9 protein-coding genes and 1 pseudogene are annotated in these 25,100 nt (G+C 68.0%); 1 reads left to right on the plus strand and 9 read right to left on the minus strand.

Annotated features, from left to right (window positions below):
• Positions 1 to 3,789, minus strand: coding sequence for a methionine synthase (gene metH / locus NF20_RS07615; protein ID WP_019732245.1), 3,789 nt, complete (start codon positions 3,787 to 3,789; stop codon positions 1 to 3).
• A gap of 415 nt (positions 3,790 to 4,204) precedes the next feature.
• On the opposite strand from metH, the gene NF20_RS07620 reads away from it, so the two are divergent.
• On the plus strand, positions 4,205 to 5,107 hold the full coding sequence (locus NF20_RS07620) for a PAC2 family protein (protein WP_003872187.1): 903 nt from the start codon (positions 4,205 to 4,207) through the stop codon (positions 5,105 to 5,107).
• 34 nt (positions 5,108 to 5,141) lie between these two features.
• Here the strand turns inward: NF20_RS07620 and NF20_RS07625 are convergent, their stop codons facing one another.
• The 8 genes and pseudogenes from NF20_RS07625 to NF20_RS07660 form a co-directional block, all read right to left on the minus strand.
• Positions 5,142 to 6,041, minus strand: coding sequence for an SDR family oxidoreductase (locus tag NF20_RS07625; RefSeq protein ID WP_019732194.1), 900 nt, complete (start codon positions 6,039 to 6,041; stop codon positions 5,142 to 5,144).
• Between the two features lie 731 nt (positions 6,042 to 6,772).
• Complete coding sequence (locus NF20_RS07630; protein WP_019732196.1) at positions 6,773 to 8,509, minus strand: AMP-binding protein; 1,737 nt, start codon at positions 8,507 to 8,509, stop codon at positions 6,773 to 6,775.
• A 2-nt stretch (positions 8,510 to 8,511) separates the two neighbouring features.
• On the minus strand, positions 8,512 to 9,279 hold the full coding sequence (locus NF20_RS07635) for a siderophore-interacting protein (protein WP_019732197.1): 768 nt from the start codon (positions 9,277 to 9,279) through the stop codon (positions 8,512 to 8,514).
• A gap of 11 nt (positions 9,280 to 9,290) precedes the next feature.
• A complete protein-coding gene (locus NF20_RS07640; RefSeq protein WP_009976598.1) occupies positions 9,291 to 9,626 on the minus strand; it encodes a hemophore-related protein in 336 nt (111 codons plus the stop codon).
• 39 nt (positions 9,627 to 9,665) lie between these two features.
• Positions 9,666 to 10,916, minus strand: a complete 1,251-nt coding sequence (locus NF20_RS07645; RefSeq protein ID WP_019732198.1) for a cytochrome P450 — start codon at positions 10,914 to 10,916, stop codon at positions 9,666 to 9,668.
• Between the two features lie 41 nt (positions 10,917 to 10,957).
• Positions 10,958 to 17,332, minus strand: a complete 6,375-nt coding sequence (gene pks2 / locus NF20_RS07650) for a sulfolipid-1 biosynthesis phthioceranic/hydroxyphthioceranic acid synthase (RefSeq protein WP_033712776.1) — start codon at positions 17,330 to 17,332, stop codon at positions 10,958 to 10,960.
• A gap of 309 nt (positions 17,333 to 17,641) precedes the next feature.
• The gene (locus NF20_RS07655) at positions 17,642 to 19,120 is read right to left on the minus strand and encodes an MFS transporter (RefSeq protein WP_033712777.1); all 1,479 of its coding nucleotides are present in this window, start codon (positions 19,118 to 19,120) and stop codon (positions 17,642 to 17,644) included.
• A 2-nt stretch (positions 19,121 to 19,122) separates the two neighbouring features.
• Positions 19,123 to 25,100, minus strand: a pseudogene (locus NF20_RS07660) (amino acid adenylation domain-containing protein); the annotation flags it as partial.

Below are 25,100 nucleotides of genomic sequence, written 5' to 3' on the forward strand. Positions count from 1 at the left end.
TCAGTCCTCGGGGTTGTAGCCGAGGTTGGGGGCCAGCCAGCGCTCGGCCTCGGCCAGCGTCCAGCCCTTGCGCTTCGCGTAGTCGGCGACCTGGTCCTGGGCCAACCGCCCGACCACGAAGTACTGCGACTGCGGGTGCGAGAAATACCAACCGCTGACGGCGGCGCCGGGCCACATGGCCATCGACTCGGTCAGCTCGATGCCGGTGCGCTCCTTGACGTCCATCAACTTCCACAGGGTCACCTTCTCGGTGTGCTCCGGGCAGGCCGGGTAGCCCGGCGCGGGCCGGATTCCCCGGTACTTCTCGTCGATGAGTGCGTCGTTGTCCAGTTGCTCGTCGGGCTGGTAGCCCCAGAACTCCTTGCGGACCCGCTGGTGCATCCGTTCGGCGAACGCCTCCGCCAGCCGGTCGGCGATCGACTCCAGCAGGATCGCGCTGTAGTCGTCCAGGGCCGCCTTGAACTCCGCGATCTTCTCCTGGCTGCCCAGCCCCGCGGTCACCGCGAAGGCGCCGATGTAGTCCCGGTGACCCGTTTCTTTGGGGGCGATGTAGTCGCCCAGCGACCGGTTCGGGATTCCGTCGCGGTGCTCGCCCTGCTGGCGCAGGTTGTGCAGCGTGGTCAGCACCTCGGTGCGGGTGTCGTCGGTGTACAGCTCGATGTCTTCGAAACCCGGGCCGATTGCGTTCGCCGGGAAGAACCCGATCACCGCGTTGGCCGTCAGCCACTTCTCCTTGATCAGGGTGTCGAGCATCTCCTGGGCGTCGTCGTAGAGCTTGCGGGCCGCCTCGCCGGTGGCCGGGTTGTTGAGGATGTCGGGGAAGCGGCCCTTCATCTCCCAGGCGTTGAAGAACGGCTGCCAGTCGATGTACTCGCGCAGCTCGGCGAGGTCGTAGTCCTGAAATTCCCGTATTCCCGCACCGATCGCGGGCACCGGCGGCGTGTAGCCGTCCCAGTCGATCGGCGTCCGGTTGGCGCGGGCCTTTTCCAGCGTCACCATCGGCCGCTCGTTCTTCTGGGCGTGCCGTTCCCGCAGCGACGCGTAGTCCTTCTCGGTGGCCTCCAGCAGGGCGGGCCGCTGCTTGTCGTCCAGCAGCGCGGCGGCGACCGGCACCGAGCGGGAGGCGTCCTTGACCCAGACCACCGGGCCGGAACGGCGCGGCGAGATCTTCACGGCCGTGTGGGCGCGCGAGGTGGTCGCGCCGCCGATCAGCAGCGGGATCTGCAGGCCCTCGCGTTCCATCTCGGCGGCGAAGTTGGACATCTCGTCCAGGGACGGGGTGATCAGGCCGGACAGCCCGATGATGTCGGCGTCGTGCTCTTTCGCAGCATCGAGGATCTTCTGGGCCGGCACCATCACACCGAGGTCGATCACCTCGAAGTTGTTGCACTGCAAGACAACCCCGACGATGTTCTTGCCGATGTCGTGGACGTCGCCCTTGACGGTCGCCATCACGATGGTGCCGTTGGTGTCCTTGGAACCGGACACGCCGGACTCTTCCTTCTCCGCCTCGATGAACGGCAGCAGGTAGGCGACGGCCTTCTTCATCACCCGGGCCGACTTCACCACCTGGGGCAAAAACATCTTGCCCGAGCCGAACAGGTCGCCGACGACGTTCATGCCGTCCATCAGCGGGCCCTCGATCACCTCGATCGGCCGGCCACCCGCGGCGGCAATCTCGGCCCGCAACTCCTCGGTGTCCTCGTCGACGTGGGCGTCGATGCCCTTGACCAGGGCGTGCGTGATCCGCTCGCGGACCGGCAGGCCGCGCCACTCGGCCGCCGCCGAATCCTCCGAAGCATCTGCGGACTTGTTGAACCGCTCGGCGATCTCCAGCAGCCTCTCGGCCGCGTCCTCGCGGCGGTTCAGCACGACGTCCTCGATGCGGTCCCGCAGCTCGGGGTCGATCGAGTCGTAGGGCACCAGCGCGCCGGCGTTGACGATGCCCATGTCCAGGCCGGCCTTGATGGCGTGGAACAGGAACACCGAGTGGATCGCCTCGCGGACGGGGTTGTTTCCCCGGAACGAGAACGACACGTTCGAGATGCCGCCGGAGAGGTGCACCCCCGGCAGGTTCTCCTTGATCCAGGCGCAGGCCTCGATGAAGTCGATGCCGTAGGTTGCGTGCTCCTCGATGCCGGTCGCCAGCGCGAAGCAGTTGGGGTCGAAGATGATGTCCTCGGGCGGGAAGCCGACCTCTTCGGTCAGCACGCGGTAGGCGCGTGCGCAGATCTGTTTGCGGCGCTCCAGGTTGTCGGCCTGACCCTGTTCGTCGAAGGCCATCACGACGACCGCGGCGCCGTACTTGCGGCACAGCCGCGCCTCGCGGACGAACTTCTCCTCGCCCTCCTTCAAAGAGATCGAGTTGACGATCGGCTTGCCCTGCACGTTCTTCAGGCCGGCCTCGATGACCTCCCACTTGGAGGAGTCGATCATCACCGGGACCCGGCTGATGTCCGGCTCGGCGGCGATCAGCCTGGTGAACCGGTCCATCGCGGCGACGCCGTCGATCATGCCCTCGTCCATGTTGATGTCGATGACCTGGGCACCGACCTCCACCTGCTGCAGGGCGACCGACAGCGCGGTGTCGTAGTCCTCGGCCTTGATCAGGTTGCGGAACCGGGCCGAGCCGGTGATGTTGGTGCGCTCGCCGATGTTCACGAACAGCGAGTCGTCGGTGATGTTGAGCGGCTCGAGGCCCGAGAGCCGGGTGGCCACCGGAATCTGCGGCACCTCGCGCGGCGGCTTGCCCTCGACGACCTTGGCGATCTCGGCGATGTGCGGCGGCGCGGTTCCGCAGCAACCACCGACGATGTTGACCAGGCCGGCCTCGGCGAAGTCGGCGATGTAGGAGGCCTGACGCTGCGGGGACTCGTCGTACTCGCCGAAGGCGTTGGGCAGGCCGGCGTTCGGGTAGCAGGAGACGAAGGTGTCCGCGATGCGCGACACCTCGGCGATGTAGGGCCGCATCTCCGGTGCGCCCAGGGCGCAGTTGAGCCCGACCGCGATCGGCTTGGCGTGCCGGATCGAGTTCCAGAACGCCTCGGTGACCTGCCCGGACAGCGTTCGCCCGGAGGCATCGGTGATGGTGCCCGAGATGATGACCGGCCAGCGGCGCCCGCGCTGTTCGAACAGCGTCTCGAGGGCGAACACCGCGGCCTTGGCGTTCAGCGTGTCGAAGATCGTCTCGACGATCAGGAGGTCGACACCGCCGTCGACCAGGCCGTTGGCCGCCTCGAGGTAGGCGGCGACCAGCTCGTCGTAGGTGACGTTGCGGGCCCCGGGATCGTTGACGTCCGGCGAGATCGACGCGGTCCGCGACGTCGGCCCCAGCGCCCCGGCGACGTAGCGGGGCTTGTCCGGGGTGCTGAACTCGTCGGCGGCCTTACGGGCCAGGGCGGCGCCGGCGTAGTTCAGCTCGTAGCTCAGCTCCTCCATGCCGTAGTCGGACAGCGAGATCGCGTTCGCGTTGAAGGTGTTCGTCTCGAGGATGTCGGCGCCCGCCTCGAGGTACTCGCGGTGAATGCCCTCGATGATCTGCGGCTGCGTCAGGTTGAGCAGGTCGTTGTTGCCGACCAGATCGCTCGGCCAGTCCTTGAACCGCTCGCCGCGGTAGCCGGCCTCGTCGGGGCGGTCCCGCTGGATCGCGGTGCCCATGGCGCCGTCGATCACCATGATCCGCTGGCGCAGCGCCGCCGTCAGTTCGTCGGTGCAGTCGGGGCGGATGTTTGGCGCGAAGCTGTCCGACGCCGGGGTGGTCACGGGGGCGGTCACGTGCACTCCTTCCATAACGGAAGGCGTCCTTGACTTCGCCGAGCGTGGCGGATGCCGGCGGGAACCCGGATCCGTTGCAACGCCTCTCGACCAGAAAAGTCTACGTCGTCACCCGATCGACGTTCGGACGCCCAACTCATCGCCGGGATCGACAGCTCGCAGATCCTGTCGGCGACATAATAGTTACCAAGGTTAACGAGATTGCGGCCGGGCGTATTTCTGCGCGACGGTGTCGACGCCGGTTGGTGAAACCGTCCGGGCTCGGGTCGGCCGCCATTGACGCGGTGCCCGTCGCGGCGTGTTCGTCGGCGGCAGTCACGCCGTAAGGATAGTCCGCCTATGCAAAGGCCCGGGTAAACCGCCGATCGGCCGCCGATACACGGCCACGCCGCCTCGGACATTGTCGCGGGGAAGGCCGTACGCTAAATCTGTGACCCCGCCCGACGGCCCACCCTATGGCGCACCCAGTGGCCAGGCCGCTCTGCCCGAACTGCACCACACCGTCGTCGTGGCTGCGTTCGAGGGCTGGAACGACGCCGGCGATGCGGCCAGCGACGCCCTCGAGCACCTCGAGGCCATCTGGGAGGCCGACCCGATCCTGGAGATCGACGACGAGGCCTACTACGACTACCAGGTGAACCGTCCGGTGATCCGGCAGGTAGACGGGGTGACCCGCGAGCTGGTGTGGCCGGCGATGCGGATCTCGCACTGCCGGCCGCCGGGCAGCGACCGCGACGTGGTGTTGATGCACGGCGTGGAACCCAACATGCGCTGGCGCACCTTCTGCGCCGAACTGGTGGCCATCGCCGACAAGCTCAACGTGGACACCGTGGTGATCCTGGGCGCCCTGCTGGCCGACACCCCGCACACCCGGCCGGTGCCGGTATCCGGCGCGGCCTACTCGCCCGAGTCGGCCAAACGCTTCGGGCTCGAGGAGAGCCGCTACGAGGGCCCCACCGGCATCGCCGGGGTGTTCCAGGACGCGTGCGTGGCCGCCGGGATCCCGGCGGTGACGTTCTGGGCGGCGGTGCCGCACTACGTGTCCCAGCCGCCCAACCCGAAGGCCACGGTGGCGTTGCTGCGCCGCGTCGAGGACGTGCTCGACATCGAGGTGCCGCTGGCCGATCTGCCGACCGACGCCGAGGAGTGGGAGCAGGCGGTCACCGAGATGACCGCCGAGGACGAGGATCTCGCCGAATACGTGCAGTCGCTGGAACAGCGCGGCGACGCCGAGGTCGACATGAACGACGCGCTGGGCAAGATCGACGGCGACGCGCTGGCCGCCGAGTTCGAGCGGTATCTGCGCCGCCGCCGGCCCGGCTTCGGGCGGTAGGTATTTCGCGTGCCTTTAGCTCGCCGAGCGTCGACTAGTTGCGCGCCGCCCCGCGATCCGGCCGCAACAATTCCACGTTGGCGGCCGACATCGAACGGCCCAGCGCGGCGACTTGGGCGTCCAGTGCGGGCAACAGCTCGGCGGTCGGTGAGTGCAGCGGCATTTCGCCGAGCCGACTGGACAGCACCGGCTTGGCCCAGCGGAACAGCGCCACCCAGCGCGGGCAGTAGATGCGGGTGCGGCGGAGCTGGATGCCCTTGACGAACGCGGCCGCGCATTTGTCGACCGTCGTCGTCTTGTTCAGCGGCCAGGGCAGGCTGGCGAGCAGTCGATCGAAGGCCGGCAGGTCGTTCTGGGTGTCGCGAACCAACGCGGTGTTGATCCAGGACATGTGCGCCGAGCCGACCTTGACGCCGTGCCGGGCCACTTCCAGTCGCAGCGCGTTGGCCAGCATCTCGACGCCGGCCTTCGACGCGTTGTAGGGGGCCAGCCCCGGGCAGGCCGCGTAGGCGGCCAGCGACGAGACGATCAGCACGTAGCCGCGGCGCTCGATCACCGCGGGCAAGGTCGCTCGCACGGTGTGAAAGACGCCGAGCACGTTGATGTCGAGGACTCGCCTGAACGCGTCCGGGTCGACCTGGGCCACCGAGCCGTAGCTGGCGATGCCGGCGTTGGCCAGCACCACGTCGATGCCACCGAATCGCTCGACGGCGCGGTCGGCGGCGGCCTGCATGGCCGACAGATCGCGCACGTCCGCGACGGCCGTCAGCACCCGCTCCTCGCCGAGTTCCGCGGCAAGCGAGGTCAGTTCGGCGTCGTTGAGGTCGGTCAGCACCAACCGGGCGCCTTTCGCGTTCAGCCGGCGGGCGACCTCGGCGCCGATTCCCCGGGCGCCGCCGGTGATGAAGACGACTTTGTCCCGCAGCGATGTCATGACGCAAACGTACCGGTGCGGTCGGACGGATCGCGGTCGGGCCGGCTGGTGCGGGCTGGCGCGAATTTGCGGCTATTTTGCGGATGTCGAGTATGCCTGTGTTTTTCGTCTTTGGCGGCGGTTAGCGGTGGCGTTATTCGCCGCGTGCCAAGTTAATTCGACCTCACTACCCTAAATCGCCTCTCGCACTACTCTATTTGGCTCGCGCCGTCCCAGTAGCGGCGGCCGCGACCATAGGCTCCGAGCATGACACGGAATCGCGCATGCCACGCGGCGACGCGAGACGACGGACGGCGGCGTGCCGCCACGCCCGGCGGCGTTGGTAGACGCTTGTCGCACAAGGCCGGTCGTTATCGAACCGTGTCGAATTCGATCCGCTCCGGTCCGGTCAATTGCGCTTCTCAACGCGCTTCTCGACGCGCTGCAACGCTTTTTCTGAGGGAGGGATGATGCACCGAAAATCGACTCCGTCAGATTTTCCGATGTGGAAGTTTGTGGCGCGCAGCAACTTGGGTGATCTCGACACCTATCTCTGGCACCGTCAGGGCAGCAACCAGTTTTGCTGGCGGCCGGTAGGAAAGCCCTGGGGCGGACGGAAAAAGCCCGACGACGCGGACTGACGGACGAAATCACCCGTCACCCCAACAAGAGACCAGCCCGCGGCCGGGTGCCGTTGGCGCGCAAGTCTATTGCCGCCCTCCCCCGCCGTGTCGGCGGCGAACCCCGCCGGGCTAACGGCTCAGCCGGGCGAACCGACCCTGCCGGTATTGCTCGACGCACGACGCGCGCCGCACCTTGCCGCTCGTGGTGATCGGTATCGAACCAGGCGCCACCAGGACCAGATCCGCCACCCCGATGCCGTGGGAGTTCGAGATCGCCGAGGTGACTTCGCGCTCGACGAGCGCAAGCTTGTCCGCCGCCTCGCGGGACGGGTCCTGATTCTTGACTTCGATGATGACGACCAGCTTTTCCATGCCCCCCTGCGGAACCGCGATCGCCGCGCACCGGCCCCGGGTGATCTCCTGAACCGTTGCTTCGATGTCGTCGGGTGAGTGGTTACGCCCGTAGACGATCAACAGGTCCTTGATGCGGCCGATGATGAACAGCTCGCGATCGGACAAGAACCCCGAGTCGCCGGTGCGCAACCACGACGCGTCGGGCGCGCCCGACGACGCGGCGGCCAGCCGACCGCCGAAGGTGCGTTCGGTCTCTTGCGGCTTCTTCCAGTAGCCCATCGCGACGTTGTCGCCGTGGATCCAGATCTCGCCGACGGTCCCCTCCGGACACTCGATCCCGGTGTCGGGATCGACGATGCGGATCATCGGTGACCGCGGCACCCCGTAGCTGACCAGTGGTGTGCCGGTGGGGCTTTCGCACCGCTCCGCGGTGCCGGTGACCAGCTTCTCGGAATCGAAGTGCGCGATCTCGGGCGGCTGCGCCGGTGTGCGGCTCAACGCATAGACCGTCGCCTCCGCCAGTCCATAGGCGGGGCGTACCGCCTTGCCGGGCAGGTTGAAGCGCGCGAACTTCTCGGTGAAACGCCGCAGCGTCGCGGGATGCACCCGTTCGCTCCCGCTGAGGATCACCAGCACGTCGGCCAGGTCCAGCCCGGCCATGTCCTCGCCCGATGTTTTACGCGCCGCCAACTCGAAAGCGAAGTTCGGTGCCGCCGAGAATGTGTGACTTTCCTTGGCCAGCAACTGCATCCACCGGGCCGGTCGCTGCAGGAACGACACCGGGCTGGTCAGCACGGCGGGAATACCACCCAGGACCGGTGCACACACGCCCAGGATCAAACCCATGTCGTGATAAAACGGCAGCCACGACACGATGGTGGTGTCCGGCGGGGCGACCCCCCCGTACTCCGCGCAGAAGTCGGACATGATCTGCCCGAAGTTGGCCAGCAGGTTCCGCTGCGAGACCATGACCCCGGCAGGTTGACGAGTCGACCCGGACGTGTATTGCAAATAGGCCAGCTCCGGGCGATTCTGGCCCCCGGCGCCGGAGGCGGCTTGGGTGTCCAGATCCAGCAGGTCGACCTCGACGACGGATGGCACCGGTCGGCCGGATTGCGACTTGACATACCCCGCAACGGTTTCCGCGGCGGAGGACGTGGTGAGGATGACGGTCGGCGACGCGTCACGCAGCACCGAGTCGACGCGCTCGTCGCTGACGCCCCCCAGCGGCAGCGCCAGCGGAACCGCGACCTGTCCCGCGTGCAACGCGCCAAGGAACGCCACGATGTAGTCAAGGCCCTGCGGGGCCATGATCACGACGCGGTCGCCCGTCGCCCCGCAATGTTGAAGCGCTCGTGCGGCATTCACCGTTCGCCGGTACAGCTGCGACCACGTCAGGGTCTCGGCGACCCCGTTCCAGTCCCGCTCGTAATCGATGAACGTGAACGCCGTGTCGTTGGGCTGCAGACTGGCCCGTTCACACAGCAGGTCCGAAATAGACGTCTCGACCATGATTACTCCATGCCGGTGCGGCCCGGCGACCAGAAAGGCTTGGTGCGTACCTGGTTTCGCTTCCAGCCGCGTTCGGTGATCAATATCTGGCGTAGGGCTTGCACGGTGCGGGCCTCGCCGGCAAGGTAGGCGACGCCCAGATGGTCCGGCAGCGGAAGGCGGCGCAGCGCGTCGGCGAGCACGGCGGAGTTCGCGGCCGGGGCGCCGCCACGCTCGACCCGTTCGAGGGGCCGGGCCAGGGGCAGGTGGTCGGCTTCGGTCGCGGCCTCCACCACTCCGTAGACCTCCGCGGTGGGGGGCAAAGAGCGAAGCATCGCGGCGAACGCGACCGACGCGGTTTCCTCGCCGGCGAACACGTGATAGGGCGCGTCGTCCCGGATGACGAACTTGCCCTGGGGCCGGGTCATACGGACGTGATCTCCGAGGGGGGCGGCCATCGCCCAACGTCTGGCGGGCGTCGCGCCCTTCGGGTCGCCGTCGTGGTCGACCATCACGATGTCCAGCGCGCCGCGGTCGGGGTCGGCGGCGTAGATGGAATACGTGCGCAGCACGGGGTATGGGTGCAGCCGCAGCACGGACTCCCGCAGCCTTTCGACCTGCAGCCGGATGTGCTGACCCGGGGTCCAGCCCAGTCCTTGCAGTCGCGGGCCGCTGAACCGGATGCGGCGCATTCGCGGTGTCAACGCTTCGATCTCGCTGACGGTTGCGGTGAGGAACACCGCGTCGCGCAGCGTGCTGATGAGGGGGAAGCCTTCGATGAGGGTGGCCACGGAGAACCTGCTCAGTAGTTGTTGCAGGTGCTGAAGACCCGCTGGACAAGCCCGAACTGTTGGTCGGCCCCCGGCTGGCTCGCCAACATCTGGGCCATCTGCTGGCGTTGACCCGGCGGTGACGCGAGGAACTGACGCAGAAACGAGACGCTCTCCGGTGAAGCGCTGAATTGTGCGGCGGCCTGCGGATCTGCCGCCTGCAGCGCCGACATCACCTGCCCGTAATCGCAGGTTGTGTTGACGAACGGACTCAGATCCCGATCGGCGGACGCCGGCCCGGCCGCGGTCAACGCTAGTGCCAGGCCGCAAACCGCGACGGCCGATCGGGTCACCGCTTGCGTGGCCATTCGGTGGGCACCTCCAGCTGGTCTTCGCATCGGAACGGCTCACCGAATCGGGGTGAACTCGAGGTGTAATTCCTTGAGGCGCCGGAACAACAGGGTGGGATCCCATCTGAGCCGGCGAGCGCCTGCCGGACCGTGCTTGGCCTCGCAAAGGCGGATGTCGGCCATCCGGCTGAGGATCCGCTCCAGGCTGACCCGCACCTCGGCGCGGGCAATCGGAGCGCCCGGGCACGTGTGAATTCCGCGGCCGAATGCCATGTGATGCAGTATGTTCGGGCGGTCGAGGCGGAATTCGTTGGGTTCGTCGAACCGCCGCGGATCACGGTTGGCCGCACCGTTCATCACCAGAATGCTGGTGCCGGCCTGCACCTCGACGTCGCCGATCCTGGTGGTGCGCCGCGCGAGACGGAAATTCGATTTGATCGGGCTTTCGATGCGCAGCATCTCCTCGATGAAGGCGGGGATCTTTGAGTTGTCCTCGCGGAGCAGGTCTTGCAAGTCCGGTCGCTCCGCGAGCGTGAGCATCGACAGGCTCAGCAGGTCGATCGTCGTGCCGTGGCCGGCGGCGAACATGAACGTGGCAACGCGGGCGACATCGATCGGTTCGGGTGTCGTGCCGTCGGGAAACTTCGCCAGCGCCAACTCGGTGAGGACGTCGTCGCGCGGATTGCGCCGCCGTTCCTCGACGTAGTCGACGAACCACTCCTCTTTCACCCCGACGAAGCCGCTGCGATCACCTTCGAGCCTGCTGGCGATCGCGGCGCGGCGGAATCGCTCACGGTCGGCCTCCGGCACGTCCAACAGGTCCGTGATCGCGTCGAGCGTGAACGGAAAGTTGTAGTCGATGACCATCTCGCACTTGCCATTCGCGATGAAGCGGTTGAGTTGTTCGTCCGCAAGCCGCCACAGGAAGTCCTCGTTGTTCTTGAGCTGCTTCGGGGTGAACAATCTGCTCAACAGCGAGCGGTGCGCGGTATGCATCGGCGGATCGAACGTGATGAAGTAATCGCCGAACGTGACCTTCTTGCGGTACCGCTCGATCAGTTCCGAGATGTCGTCGCTGCCGGTGTTGACCGGAATTCCCGACCAAGGCCCGCTGACAATGTTGCATACCGACAGGGCGTGGTCGGTGTCGCGCTGCACCGCGAGGGCCTCGTCGTACCCCGAGACCATCACCACGCCGTGCGCCGGCTCACGCCACACCGGGCAACGACGGATCGCGTCGTAGTAGTCGTAGGGGTCGTCGACAACCGACTTGTCGGTGAAGAAGTCAAGGTTCTCGGGTGCGCTCACTTCTCCTCCTTTGTGCCGCAACGTAAGTCGATCCTCATGAGCTAAACCCTGTCCGCCTGGGCCGCGCCCGCGGGCGTCAGCTTGTCCCGCAGCAGGTCCGCCAAACCGCGTATGGTGCCGATGGCGGCGATGTCGGCGGGCGACACCCGGATGCCCGTTTCGGTCTGGATGCGGGTGAGCAGTTCGAGGCCGCCCAACGAGTCCAGGCCGTATTCGGGCAGCGGGCGGTCGGGGTCGACGTTGCGGCGCAGGATCAGACTGACCTGATCCGAGATCAGCCGCCGCAGCCGGGTGGACCACTCTTCCGGCGGCAGCTCCTCGAGCTCGGCACGCAGCTTGCTTGTGCCCGTTGCGCTTTGCCCGTTGGCGCGGAACGCCTCGGCGAAGGGACTGCGTTGCGCGAATGCGGTCAACCACGGTGTGCCCGTTATCGGGGCGTAGCCGGTGCAGGCCCGGTCGTGGCGCAGCAGCGCTTCGAACGCGTAAGCGCCCTCGTCGGGAGTGATCGCAACATCGGCACTATCGGCCAGGGCGGCACCGCGCCCGATCTGCGCCCAGGCGCCCCAGGCGATGGCGGTGGCCTTCAGGCCCCGGGCCCGGCGCCAGCGGGTGAAGGCGTCCAGCCAGCTGTTGGCCGCGGCGTAGGCGCCCTGGCCGGGCGAGCCGACCAGCGCGGCCGCCGAGGAGAACGAGCAGAACCAGTCCAGCGACTGCTCGGCGCCGGACTCTTGCAGCGCTAAGTGCAGATTCCATGCGCCGTAAACCTTTGCCGCCCAGTCCCGCTCGATGAGCTCGTCGGTGATGTTGGCCAGCGTGGCGTCCTCGATGACCGCCGCCAGATGTAGGACGCCGCGCACCGGAAGCCCGGTGGCGGTCGCTACGTCGAGCAACCGCTGCGCCGTGCCGGCCTCGGCGATGTCGCCGCGCTCGACCACGATGTCGGCACCCATCTGGCGGATCCGTTCGAGCGTCGCCAGCGCCTTGGGATTGGGCAGCGCGCGCGAGCACAGCACGATGCGCCCGCAGCCGACGCGAGAACCGGGAGAAGCCATCTTTTCGGCCAAAAACAGCCCCAGGCCGCCCAGCCCGCCGGTGACGATGTAGGCGCCGTCGCTGCGGAAGGCGCGGACCTGCGCCGGCGGCACCACCACGCGGCTGCGGCCGGCGTGCGGGACGTCGAGCACGAGCTTGCCGGTGTGCTGGGCGGCGCTCATCACCCGAATCGCGCTGGCGGCGTCGGCAAGTGGATAATGCGTGCTTTCCGGCATCGGCAATGCTCCGTCCGCGGTGAGCCGGTACACCGTTCTGAGCAAGCCGCGCAGTTTGTCCGGGTGGCTAAACGACATCAACGCCAGGTCGAGGGCGTAGAACGTCAGGTTGCGCCGGAACGGCAAGAGTCCCAATCGGGTGTCGCCGTAGATGTCGCGTTTGCCGATCTCGACGAATCGCCCACCGAAAGCCAGTAATTCGATGCCCGCGCGCTGGGCGGCGCCGGTGACCGAGTTGAGCACGATGTCCACGCCGTAGCCGTCGGTGTCATGGCGGATCAGGTCCGCGAACTCCACGGTTCGCGAGTCGTAGACGTGCTCGATACCCATGTCGCGCAGTAATTGTCGGCGTTGCTCGCTGCCGGCGGTGGCGAAGATCTCGGCTCCGGCGGCGCGGGCGATGGCGATCGCCGCCTGTCCGACCCCGCCGGTCGCGGAGTGGATCAGCACCCGGTCGCCGGCCCCGATTCGGGCCAGCTCGTGCAGGCCGTAATAGGCGGTGGCGTGCGCGGTCGTCACCGCCGCCGCCTGGTCGTCGGCCAGTCCGGGCGGCACGGTGACGGCCAGGCGCGCGTCGCAGGTGAGGAAGGTGCCCCAACACCCGTTGGCGCTCAGGCCGCCGACATGATCGCCCACCTTGTGGTCGGTCACGTCCGGCCCGACCGCGGTCACCACGCCCGCGAAGTCGGTGCCCAGTTCCGGCAGCCGCCCCTCAAAAGCGGGGTACCGGCCGAATGCGACCAGCACGTCGGCGAAGTTGATGCTGGACGCGCTGACGGCCACCTCGATCTGTCCGGGTCCCGGTGGAACGCGGTCGCAGGCAACGAGTTCGAGTGACTCCAGATCGCCGGGGGTGCGGATCTGCAGGCGCATCCCGTCGCACTCGTGGTTGGCGACGGCCGTGTGCCGCTCCTCGGGCAGCAGCGGAGCGGGGCACAACCGGGCGGTGTACCAGGCGCCGTCTCGCCACGCCGTCTCGTCCTCCTCACAGCCGGCGAGCAGTTGCCGCGCCAGCGCTTCGGCGTCGGTGGATTCGTCCACGTCGATCTGGCCGGCGCCCAATTGCGGGTGTTCCATGCCGATGACCCGGACCAGGCCCCGCAGCCCCGCCTGGCCCAGGTTGGGCACGTCGTCGGGCAGCACGGTTTGGGCGTTGCGGGTCACGACATACAGCCGCGGCGGTTCGCCGGGCAGGTCCGTCAGCTCGCGGGCGATGCGCACCAGATGTTGCACATGGTCTCGGCTGAGCAGTGCCGACTCCTGGTCGTTATCACCGTTTTTCGGCCCGGTGAGCACCACCACGCCGGTGAATCCGTCGCCACGCCATTGGTTTCGCAGCTGTTCGGCGTGCGCGGTGTGGTCGGCCTGCTGCGGCCAGGCCATCGTGGTGCATTGCGCCCCATGGTTTTTCAGCGTGTCGGCCAATGTGCTGGCCAGTACGTCGGCCGTGGCGGTAGTGCCGATCAGCAGCCAGCTTGCGGCGTCGGCGTGCTCCGGCTCGGGCAATTCCCGTTGCCGCCATTCGATGTTCAACAGCCGTTCGGTCAGCACACGGTCTCTGGTGCCGCTCTCGGATGCGCTGGTGCCCACTCGCAGACCCTGCACGGCCAGCAGGACCGCCCCGTGTTCGTCGAGCACGTCGATGTCGGCCTCGACGCCGGACGTGTCGGCCTTGGTCACCCGCGTGTAGCAGTAGTGGGCGTTGCGTGCCGCGCTGTAGGCGCGCAGGCGACGGATGCCCAGCACCAATCCCAGCGCGCCGTCGCCGAGCGCCCGAACAGCCGGATGAGCTTCGACGGACTGGAAACAGGCGTCCAGCAGCGCCGGGTGCACGCCGTAAGCGGCTTGCTGCGAGCGGATTTGGCGCGGCAACGCCACCTCGGCCAGGACGGTGCCGGTCTCGTCGCCGGTATGGACGGCGCCCAGGCCGGCGAACGCGGGACCGTACTGGACGCCGCGTCGGTCCATCCGCCGGCGCACCTCGGCGCCGTCATCGTCATGCGGGTGCGCGGTCAGTAGCGCGGACAGGTCGTGGGCGGCCGGCTGCTCGTCGACCGCGGCACCCAGCACCGCCGACGCGTGCCGCGCCTGTTCGCCGCCCTGATGCGACTGCACGGTGAAGTGCAGGACTCCCGGCGAGGACACCGACGCCGAGGCGTCGATCGTGGTCTGCTCGTCCAGCAGCAGCGCCTGCTCGAACCGGATGTCGCGGACCTCGGCCGCCGCGCCCAGCACGGATCGCGCGGCCGCCAAAGCCATCTCGCAGTAGGCGGCCCCCGGCAGCACCACCACGTTGCGGATCTGGTGGTCGGCGAGCCACGGCTGGGCGGCGGTGCCGACGTCGGCCTGCCACAGGTGGCGCTCGGGTTCCTCCTGCAGGTGGACGTGCGGGCCGAGCAGCGGATGGACCGCGACGGTGCAGCCGCCATGTGTCGGGGACTCCAGCCCGCCGTCGGTCAACCACAGCCGGCGGTGCGTCCAGGTCGGCAGCGGCGCGTCCACCAGCCGCCCGGTCGGGTAGAGCACGGAGAAATCGACCGCGGCGCCGGCATTGTGCAGGTCCGCCACAAAGCCGCGCAGCCCGTGCGGCAGCGCTTGTCCGCGCCGCATGCCGGCCAGGGCGGCCATCGGTATTTCGCGGCTGCGGGCGGTCTGCTCGAGCGCGCGGACGAGCAACGGGTGGGGCGCCAGTTCGGCGAAGACCCGATAGCCGTCCTCCAACGCGGCCTGGACGGCCGTGGCGAACCGCACCATGCGGCGCATGTTGTTCGCCCAATAGCGGGCGTCACACACCGGCTGCTCGCGCGGGTCGAACAGGGTCGCCGAGTAGTACGGCACCTCGGGTGGCCGCGGGCTGATCTCGGCGAGCGCGTCGGTCAGGTCGTCCATGATCGGATCGACCTGGGGCGAGTGGAAGGCGACGTCGGTGGGCACCTCGCGGGCCATCACGTCGCGCTCCTGCCAGGCCGTGACCAGGTCGCGAACCGTTGGGGCGGCGCCGGCGATCACGGTGGACTGCGGTGAGGCCACCACCGCCACCACAACATCGCTGATACCGCGTGCCGTCAGCTCCGAAAGCACTTGCTGTGCAGGCAGTTCCACGGATGCCGTGGCACCGGTACCCGCGACCCGGGACATCAGCCGAGAGCGCCGGCAGATCACCCGCGCCCCGTCCTCCAGCGACAAGGCGCCGGCGACGACGACGGCGGCGGCCTCGCCGAGGGAGTGCCCGATCACCGCGCCCGGACGCACCCCGTGGGCTTTCATGGTGGCGGCCAGCGCGACCTGCATGGTGAACAGCGTCGGCTGGACCCGGTCCTGACCGGTGACGGTCTGCGGCGCCGACATCGCCTCGGTGACCGAGAATCCGGACTCCCGGGCGATCAACGGTTCGGCCTGCGCGACGGTGGCGGCGAACACCGGTTCGGTGGCCAGCAGGTCGGCGCCCATCGCCGCCCACTGCGAACCCTGACCGGAGAACACCCATACCGGCCCTCGGTCGCCCCGTCCGACCGCGGCCGGGTAGGGGGTGTCGCCGTCGGCGACCTCGCGCAGGGCCTCGATGAGTTGGGCCCGGTCGCCCGCGAGGACGGCGGTGCGCACGGGGCGGTGCACGCGCCGGCGCGCCAGGGTGTAGGCCAGGTCGGGCAGCGCCAGATCGTCGTGTGCGTGCACCCAGTCGGCCAGCCGGCCGGCGGTGCGGCGCAGTTCGTCGGCGGAGGTGGACGACAGCGGGAACAGCAGGGGCGATTCTGCCGAGATATGTTCGGGTGCAACGGTTTCGGGAGCAGGCTCGGGTGCTTGTTCCAGGATGGCATGGACATTGGTTCCCGACAGCCCGTAGGACGAGACGGCGGCCCGTCGCGGGTGGCCGCCGTTGCTGACCCACGGTGTGGTCTGCTGCGGCACAAAGAGTTTGGTAGCGATGCGGGCCAGGTCGTCGGGCAGCTGGGTGAAGTGCAGGTTCCGGGGTACCACGCCGTGCTGCAGCGCGAGGATCGCCTTCATCATCCCGAGTGCTCCGGAGGCCGCCTGCGCATGGCCGAAGTTGGTCTTCACCGACGCCAGCGCGCAGGGGCCGTCGATGCCATAGACCTCAGCCAGGCTGGCGTATTCGATCGGGTCGCCCACCGGGGTGCCGGGGCCGTGCGCCTCGACCATGCCGACCGTGCCGGCGTCCACGCCCGCGGCGGCCAACGCCGCCCGGTACACCGCGGTCTGCGCGGTCTTGGACGGGGTGGCGATGTTCACGGTGTGACCGTCCTGATTGGCGGCCGTGCCGCGCACCACCGCCAGGATCCGATCACCGTCTCGGAGCGCGTCGTTCAACCGCTTGAGGAGCAGCATGACGCTGCCCTCGCCGCCCACGAACCCGTCGGCCGCGACGTCGAAGGCGTGGCAGCGTCCGGTGGGCGACAGCATGCCCTCGGCCGACCCGGCGGAGAACTTGCGCGGGTCCAACGCCAGGGTGGCGCCGCCGGCCAGGGCGAGATCGCTTTCGCCCTCGTGCAGGCTTCGGCAGGCCAGGTGGATGGCGGTCAGGCCGGACGAACACGCGGTGTCCACCGTCAGTGCGGGACCGTGGACGCCCAGAGCGTAGGCGATGCGCCCGGAAGCCAGGCTGAAGTTGCTCCCGGAGAAGCCATAGGCGCCTTCCACGGAGCGGGTGTCGGCGGCCAGCAATTGGTAGTCGCCGTGCGTCAACCCGATGAACACCCCGGTGCGGGAGTCGGCGACGCGCTCCTCGGTGAGACCGGCGTGTTCCATTGCCTCCCATGAGGTCTCCAGCAGCAAGCGGTGTTGCGGGTCCATCGCGGTCGCTTCCCGCTCGTTGATCCCGAAGAACTCGGGGTCGAAGCCGGCGACGTCGTCGATGAATGCGCCCCAGCGCGATACCGACCGGCCCGGCACACCCGGCTCGGGGTCGTAGTATTCGTCGGCGTCCCAGCGGTCGGGCGGGATTTCGGTGACGAAGTCGTCGCCGCGCAACAATGCCTCCCACAACCGCTCCGGGGAGTCGACGGCTCCGGGTAGCCGGCAGGCCATGCCGATCACGGCGACCGGAACGACGGGTGTGGCGCGGATCGGGGGGGACGAATCGGTGGAAGGCGAGCGCTGAATAACGTCGTCGATCGGGTAGGTAGTCACCAGTCCTCCAGAGTTCGCTGTGGCAAGAGCCGAACGGTGCGGTGCACTAGCTGTTGCGGACCGGGCGCCCGAAAACGGTCTCGGCGAAGTGCATGACCCCGAGCGTCGTGCGTTTCAATCCCGTTGTCAGGTTTATCAAGTCGGTAGCGTAGTCAGGGGCCGCACATAGAGTGGTCGGCGCAAACCGACCGAGTGGTGGCGGTGTCCGCGGCAGAAACTTACGCATCCGAAGACCGGCGGGCCGGATCGGAACACGTTCTGCGAACGTATTTTTCGCCGATAACGATTGCTTCGGCCGGTCCCGGGAGGCTACAACTCCCCCGCGTCGACGGCCTTCTTGACTTCCTGGGCGCGGGCCACCTGCGCGGCGGTGTACCCGATCAGCAGGGCCACCCCACCGAGCAGCGCGACGACCCCGGCCAGCCACAGCAGGCCGTAGGTGTAACCGCGATCGAGCGCATGCAGCTGGGCGGCGTTCATGGACTTCACCGGACCCAGCGTGCCGCCCAGGCGCAGCGCGTGCGACGTGATCGCCACCTGCACGACGACCAGCACCAGCGGGCCGCCCAGGGTCTGCAGCATCACCGCGATCGCGGAGGTCGGCCCGATCCGGTCGACGTCGACGCTGGCGATCACCGACAGCGTGAGCGTGACGAAGACCGCTCCGATGCCGATAGCGCAAACGATGAGCGGCACAACGAGATTCGGGAAGTAGGGCATGCCGCGATTGAAGGTCGAGCCGTACAGCGTCGCGCCCAGAATCAGGCCGCCACTGGCGATCACCACCACCCGTGGCGGGAACCACGTCACCAGCTTCGACGCCACGCCCACCCCGATGGCCATCGCGAGGCCGAACGGGATGAAGGCGACGCCCGCGCGCAGCGGACTGTAGCCCATCATGGTCTGCACATACAGTCCGACCAGCACGGTGAGCGTGAAAAACACCCCGCCGGCAAGGAACATGGCCGCGAACGCGGCCAACCGGTTGCGGTCGAAGAACAGGTTGAACGGCACGATGGGGTTTTCGGCGGTGCGCTCCACCACGACGAACGCGACGAAAGCGGCCAGCGCCACCACGCCCGACCCGATCGTGATGGGCGAGCGCCATCCCGCCTCCGGGCCCATCGAAATGCCGAACACGGCGACCGTTCCGGTCACGGTGGCCAGCACCGCCCCGGTGACGTCGAGCTTGATCCGCTCCGTCTGGGTTTCCTGTCGAGTGATGAGAACGAGGTAGATCACCGCCAGCCCGATCGGTACGTTCACCAAAAACGCCAGCCGCCACGACACGTCGGTGAGGGCCCCGCCTACCACCAGGCCCAGCACTCCGCCGAGACCGGTCATCGCGCCGAACACCGCCGTCGCGGCATTGCGCGCCGACCCCCGCGGAAAGGTGGTCGCTATCAGCGCCAAGTTGGTCGGCGCGATGATCGCGGCGGCCGCACCGTGCAGCAGCCGTGCCGCTATCAACGTGCCGCCGGCCCAGGCGATGCCGCACAAGCCCGAGGCGAAAGTGAACAGCGCGACCCCGACGAGGAAAGCGCGCTTGCGGCCGATGGTGTCGCCCAGCCTGCCACCCAACAGCATCAGGCCACCGAAGGTCAGCATGTAGGCGGTGATCACCCAGCTCCGCGCCGCATCCGACAGGCCCATTTCGTTCTGGATCTTCGGCAGCGCGAAGACCGCGACGGGACCGTCCATCGCCACCATCAGCTGCATGCCGCCGATCGCGACGATCACGGCGACGAACTGGCGAGACCACAGCCGCGTGGTCGGCGCTACGGACATCGTCAACCGCCACCCTCGAGGACAACCTTGAGTTGCTGGCCGTACTGGATCAGCGACTCGGTACTCATCATTTGCTGATGCGTACAGTCGACCGGGTAGCTGCTGATTTCGCCGGTGACATACGGTCGCCAGCTTCGCAGCGACGACGAGTTCTGGTCGCCCTCCTCCCGCGCGGCAGCGAACAACTTCACATCACCATCGAAGACGCCCGGTTCGTGCGCTCTGGCCAACGCGAGGTTCGTATTGTCGTTGCGGACAATCGAATCGAGCAACGGCTTGTAGCGCGGTAGCTCTTCGATCCCGCGTTCGCGAAGCAGTTTTTCGGCCCGCTCGTAGGTAAGCGGCTCATCGCCCTCGGGAACCTGTATGCCACAGAACCGCAGGACTTCGTTCAGTGCCTGCTCGACTAAGACATCGCTGTTCAGGGCGTCGCTGCTGGGGATGACCAGTAGGGCGTCGAGCAGGATCAGATGCCGGACCGGACAGCCGCGTCGCTGCAACTCGATGGCGATCTCATGGGCGACGACGCCGCCGAAGGACCAGCCGAGGAGGTTGTAGGGCCCGGTGGGATCGACGCCCTGGATCCGGTCGGCATAGTTTTTCGCCATATCGCGGATTGACGCCGGTTCGGCCTCGCCTCGCTGCAGGGATTGCTGAATCCCAATGATGGGGCAGCCCAGGTAATTACCGAGAGCGTGATACGGCCAGCTCAGCCCGCTCGCGGGATGAATGCAGAACAGCGGAGCGCCGGTGCCCTCCTTGAGGAACTCGACGGGGACGATTTCCACCTGGTTTTCCACCTCGTTGGCGCCCTGGCCCAGCTGCCGGCACAACCCTCTGACGGACGGTGCGTGGAACAACGTGCGGACCGCGAGGCCGGCGTCCAAGGTTTTGTTGATGGCGGCGATGACCCGCATCGCCGAGAGCGAATCCCCGCCCAGGTCGAAGAAGGAGTCGTCGACCCCGACCCGCTCGAGCCCGAGCACCTGGGCGTAGATCCCGGCCACGGCCTCCTCGGTGGGAGTAGCTGGGGCGCAGTATTTTTCGCGCTCGATGTACTCGGGCGCGGGAAGGGCGCGGGTGTCCAGTTTGCCGTTGACCGTCAACGGCAACGCGTCGAGCACCACCACCGCCGCCGGCACCATGTAGGCCGGCAGCCGCTGACCCAGCCGGGCCCGAATATCGGCCGGGTCAGCGGCTCCGGTGACTGATTCGGTGACATAGCCCACCAGGCGTTTGTCGCCGGGGCGGTCCTCGCGGGCGATCACCGCCGCTTGCTCGATACCGTCCAAACCGGCCAGCGCCGAACGGATTTCGCCCAGTTCGATGCGGTAGCCGCGGATCTTGACCTGCTCATCGGCCCGACCCAGATACCGCAGCTGCCCATCGGCGCCCCACCGCACCAAATCCCCGGTGCGATACATCCGCGTCCCCGACTCGCCGAAGGGACAGGCCACAAACCGAGATGCGGTCAGCCCCGCCCGGCGCACGTATCCGACCCCGACGCCGGTACCGGCCACATACAACTCGCCGACCACGCCGGCCGGCACCGGACGCAACCACTGATCCAGCACGAAGAAGGCCGCCCCGGGCACGGGTGAGCCGATCGGCACGGCGTCCGACCCGGTCGACCCCGTCGTCAACGGCGCACTCAAGGCCACCCACATCGTCGTCTCGGTGGGGCCGTATTCATTGATCATCACGCGTCCGGGCCCCCACCGCTCGACCAGTTCGGACGGGCAGGCCTCGCCGCCCACCAGCAGGGTCACCGACTCCAACCCCTGCGGCGACAGCGTCCCCGCTGCCGAGGGGGTTTGGCAGAGGACGGTGACCTTTTCGTCAATCAGCAAGGCGTGCAAGTCGTCCGCGGATGCCGCCACCTCCTCGGGCACCACCACCAGCCGCCCACCGTGCAGCAGCGCGCCGTAGATCTCCCAGCCCGAGATGTCGAAGCTGTAGGAGTGCCACTGCGACCACACCTGCCCGGGCCGCGCCAAATCCGGGGCAAGAGAACCGAGCAGCTCGGTCACGTTGTTGTGGGTGATGGCAACGCCTTTGGGGACACCGGTGGTGCCGGAGGTGTAGATCAGGTAGGCGATATCGTCCGGATCCGGCACCGGCAGCGCCGTGTGCGGATAGCTGTCAATACGGGGATCCGCGATGTCGATGATCGGCAGGCCGCATCCGTCCAGTCGCTCGGCGAGCTCGGTGGTGGTGATCGCGGCGATCGGTGCGGCATCGGCAAACATGAACTCGATGCGCGCGGTCGGGTGGGCCGGGTCGATCGGCAGATAGGCCGCCCCGGTTTTGAGCACCGCCAGCACAGCGACGACGGCCTCCGCGCGACGGTTGAACAGCAGCGCCACGGATTCGCCCGGGCCGGCGCCCGCCTCGATCAACAAGTGCGCCAACCGGTTCGACGCCTCGTCGAGCTGCCGGTAGGTCATCGAGTGACCGGCGCAGCGGGTCGCCACGGCCTGCGGGGCGCGGATGACCTGATCGGCGAACATCGCCGGGATGGACACCCGAGCCGCCGGTTGCGTCAACGCCTCCCGGTTTCCGATCTCGTCGAGGTAGATGTGCTCATCGGTATCCATCAGGTCCACCGACGACAACCGCTGACCGGGATCAGCGGTCATCGCCGCCAGCACCCGCTCCAACCGCTGGATCAGCGTCTGGATGCTTTCCGGGTCGAACACGTCGGTGCGAAACTCCACCGAACCGCCGATCCCGGCGGGCTCACCGGCGGAAGTCCAGCGTTCGCCCAACGTGAATGTCAGGTCCATGCGGGCAACCTGGGTGTCCGCTGCCAGCGGTGTGACCTGCAGATCGCCCAACGCCAGCCCGGCGGGGACGCCGTCTTCTCGGGCGAAGTTCTGCCAGGCCAGCACGACCTGTACCAGCGGGTGATGGGCCAGGCTGCGGGTGGGGTTGAGCCGTTCCACCAGTACCTCGAAGGGCACGTCTTGGTGGTCGTAGGCGGCCAGGCTGCGCGCGCGCACCTGAGCCAGCGATTCGGTGAAGCTGGGATCGCCGGCCAGGTCGACCCGCAGCACCAGGGTGTTGACGAAGAACCCGACCAGCTGATCGAGGGCGGGATCGTCGCGCCCGGCGATGGCGAATCCGATCGCGACGTCATTGCCGGCGCTGAGTTTGGCCAGCAGGACGGCCAGGGCGGCCTGGATCACCATGAAGCTGGTGGCGTTGTGCTCGCGGGCCACCGTGCGTACCCGCTGCTGCAGCTCGGCCGGCCAGTCGACGAGCACGCTGGCGCCGCGGTAATCGGCCACCGGCGGATAGGGTCGGTCGGTGGGCAACGCCAGCCGCTCGGGCAACCCGGCCAACTGCTGCTCCCAATACGCCAGCTGCGCAGCGATCGGGCTGTCGCTATCGGTGACGTCGCCCAGCTGCGCGCGCTGCCACAGGGTGTAGTCGGCGTACTGCACCGGCAACGGCGCCCACTGCGGTGCGTGCCCGGCACACCGGCTGGCATAGGCCATGCCCAGATCGGCCACCAGCGGGGCCATCGACAAACCATCGGCGGCGATGTGGTGCAGCACGGCCACCAGCACATGCTCATCGTCGGTGATCCGGAAAAGCCTTGCCCGCAGCGGGATCTCGGTGGCCAGATCGAACGAGTGGCGGACCGTGGCCTCGATGGTCTGCTGTAGCCGGTCCGTCGGCCAGCCGGTGGCGTCGACGACCTGCCAGCCGAAGTCGGCCCGCTCGGCCGGGATCACCACCTGTTCGGGTATCCCGTCGACGGCCGGGAACAGGGTGCGCAGGGTTTCCTGGCGGGCCACCACATCGGCCAGGGCCGTCCCCAACGCGTCGGCGTCCAGCCGTCCGGTCAGCCGCAACGCGGCCGCCATGTTGTAGATCGGCGAGGGCCCGAGCAGTTGGTCGATGAACCACAACCGCTGCTGGGCGAACGACAACGGCACCACCGCCGGCCGCTCCACGGCCACCAACGGTTGCCGCCGGCCCCGATCGCCGCTGACGCGCTGCGCCAACTGGGTAACGGTGGGCGCCTCGAACACGGTGCGCACCGAAAGGTCGGCATTCAGCGTGGTTTCGATCGCGGCGATCACCCGCATCGCCAACAACGAGTCGCCGCCCAGGTCGAAGAACGAGTCGTCCACGCCGACGCGGTCCAGCCCCAGCACGTCGGCGAATACGCCGGCCAGAATTTCCTCGACCGGACTCGCGGGTGCACGGTAGTCGGCGTTCTGGAATTCGGGGGCGGGCAGGGCGCGGGCGTCGAGTTTGCCGTTCGCGGTCAGTGGCAGCGTTTCCAGCACGACCACCGCGGCCGGCACCATGTATTCGGGCAACCGCTTCGCCAGCCGGGCGCGGATCTCGGCGGGGTCGGCGGTTCCGGTGGCTGATTCGGTGACGTAGGCGACCAGTCGTTTGTCGCCGGGGCGGTCCTCGCGGGCGATCACCGCCGCCTGCTCCACACCGTCCAAATCCACTAGCGCCGAACGGATTTCACCCAGCTCGATGCGATAGCCGCGGATCTTGACCTGCTCATCTGCCCGCCCCAGATAATCCAGCTGCCCGTCGGCACGCCAACGCACCAGATCCCCGGTGCGATACATGCGTGTCGCGGGCGCTCCGAACGGGCAGGCCACGAAACGTGACCCGGTCAGTGACGGCCGGCCCAGGTATCCACATGCCACGCCACGACCGGCCACGTACAGCTCGCCGACCACCCCCGCCGGCACCGGCTGTAGCCACCGATCGAGGACGAACAACGCCGCCCCGGGGACGGGTGAGCCGATGGGCACCACACCCGAGCCCGCCGATCCGGGCTTTAGTGGTGCGCTGATGGCCACGCACATGGTGGTCTCGGTCGGGCCGTAGGCGTTGACCATCACCCGACCCGGCGCCCACCGATCCACCACCTCGACCGGACACGCCTCACCGACCACCACCAAGGCCACCGACTCCAGCCCGTCAGCCGGCAATGCCGCCACGGCCGAGGGGGTTTGAGTGAGCACATCGACCTGTGCTGCGACCAGCGCATCGTGGAAGTCCTGCGGTGAACCGGTCACCGGCTCGGACACCACGACCAGCCGCCCACCGCGCAACAGCGCGCCGAAAATCTCCCACACCGACACGTCGAACGCCAACGAATGACACAACGCCCACACGCCCGGGGCCGGCAACCCCGCATCCAACGACCCCAACAGCTGGGTCACGTTGCGATGTGTGATCGCAACGCCTTTGGGCACACCCGTGGTGCCCGACGTGTAAATCAGGTAGGCGACATCGTCAGGGGCCGGTGCCGGCAGACCCGTGCTCGGCTGGGCGTCGACAGCCGGAACGACGTCGGGATCGTCCACACCGATGACCGCCACGTCATGCCCGTCCAGCCGCTCCGCCAGCCCGGTGCCGGTGATCGCGGCGATCGGCGCGGCATCGGCCAACACAAACCCGACCCGCTCGTCCGGCACGCCCGGGTCGATCGGCAGATACGCCGCCCCCGTCTTGAGCACCGCCAGGATCGCCACGACCGCCTCGACCGACCGCGAAAACAGCAGCGCCACACGCTCACCCGGACCCACCCCGCGAGCGACCAGCAGATGCGCCAACCGATTCGACGCCTCATCCAGCTGCCGATAGCTCACCGAACGGCCGCCGAAGCTCACCGCCACCGCATCCGGCGTCCCGGCCACATGGGCGGCAAACAATTCCGGAATCGACACCGAACCACCCTGCGGGCCGGCCAAAACCGCCTTGTTACCAAGCTCATCCAGCCGCACCCGCTCACCCACACCCAGCACATCCACCGACGACAACCGCCGCCCCGGATCAGCCGTCATCGCCACCAACACCCGCTCCAACCGCCCGACCAGCGTCTGAATGGTGTCGGCCTCGAAGACGTCGGTGCGAAATTCCACCTGTCCGGAAATCCCAGCGGCTCACCGGCGTCGGTCCAGGATTCCTTGAGGAAGAAGACCAGATCCATCTTCGC

Source organism: Mycobacterium sp. MAC_080597_8934 (assembly GCF_000523975.1).
Classification (GTDB): Bacteria; Actinomycetota; Actinomycetes; order Mycobacteriales; family Mycobacteriaceae; genus Mycobacterium; species Mycobacterium avium.

Excerpts from the sequence above, each read along its gene's own strand:
- metH (WP_019732245.1), bottom strand. The coding sequence starts at position 3,789 with ATGGAAGGAGTGCACGTGACCGCCCCCGTGACCACCCCGGCGTCGGAC.
- NF20_RS07655 (WP_033712777.1), bottom strand. The coding sequence starts at position 19,120 with ATGTCCGTAGCGCCGACCACGCGGCTGTGGTCTCGCCAGTTCGTCGCC.
- NF20_RS07630 (WP_019732196.1), bottom strand. The coding sequence starts at position 8,509 with ATGGTCGAGACGTCTATTTCGGACCTGCTGTGTGAACGGGCCAGTCTG.
- NF20_RS07640 (WP_009976598.1), bottom strand. The coding sequence starts at position 9,626 with ATGGCCACGCAAGCGGTGACCCGATCGGCCGTCGCGGTTTGCGGCCTG.
- NF20_RS07625 (WP_019732194.1), bottom strand. The coding sequence starts at position 6,041 with ATGACATCGCTGCGGGACAAAGTCGTCTTCATCACCGGCGGCGCCCGG.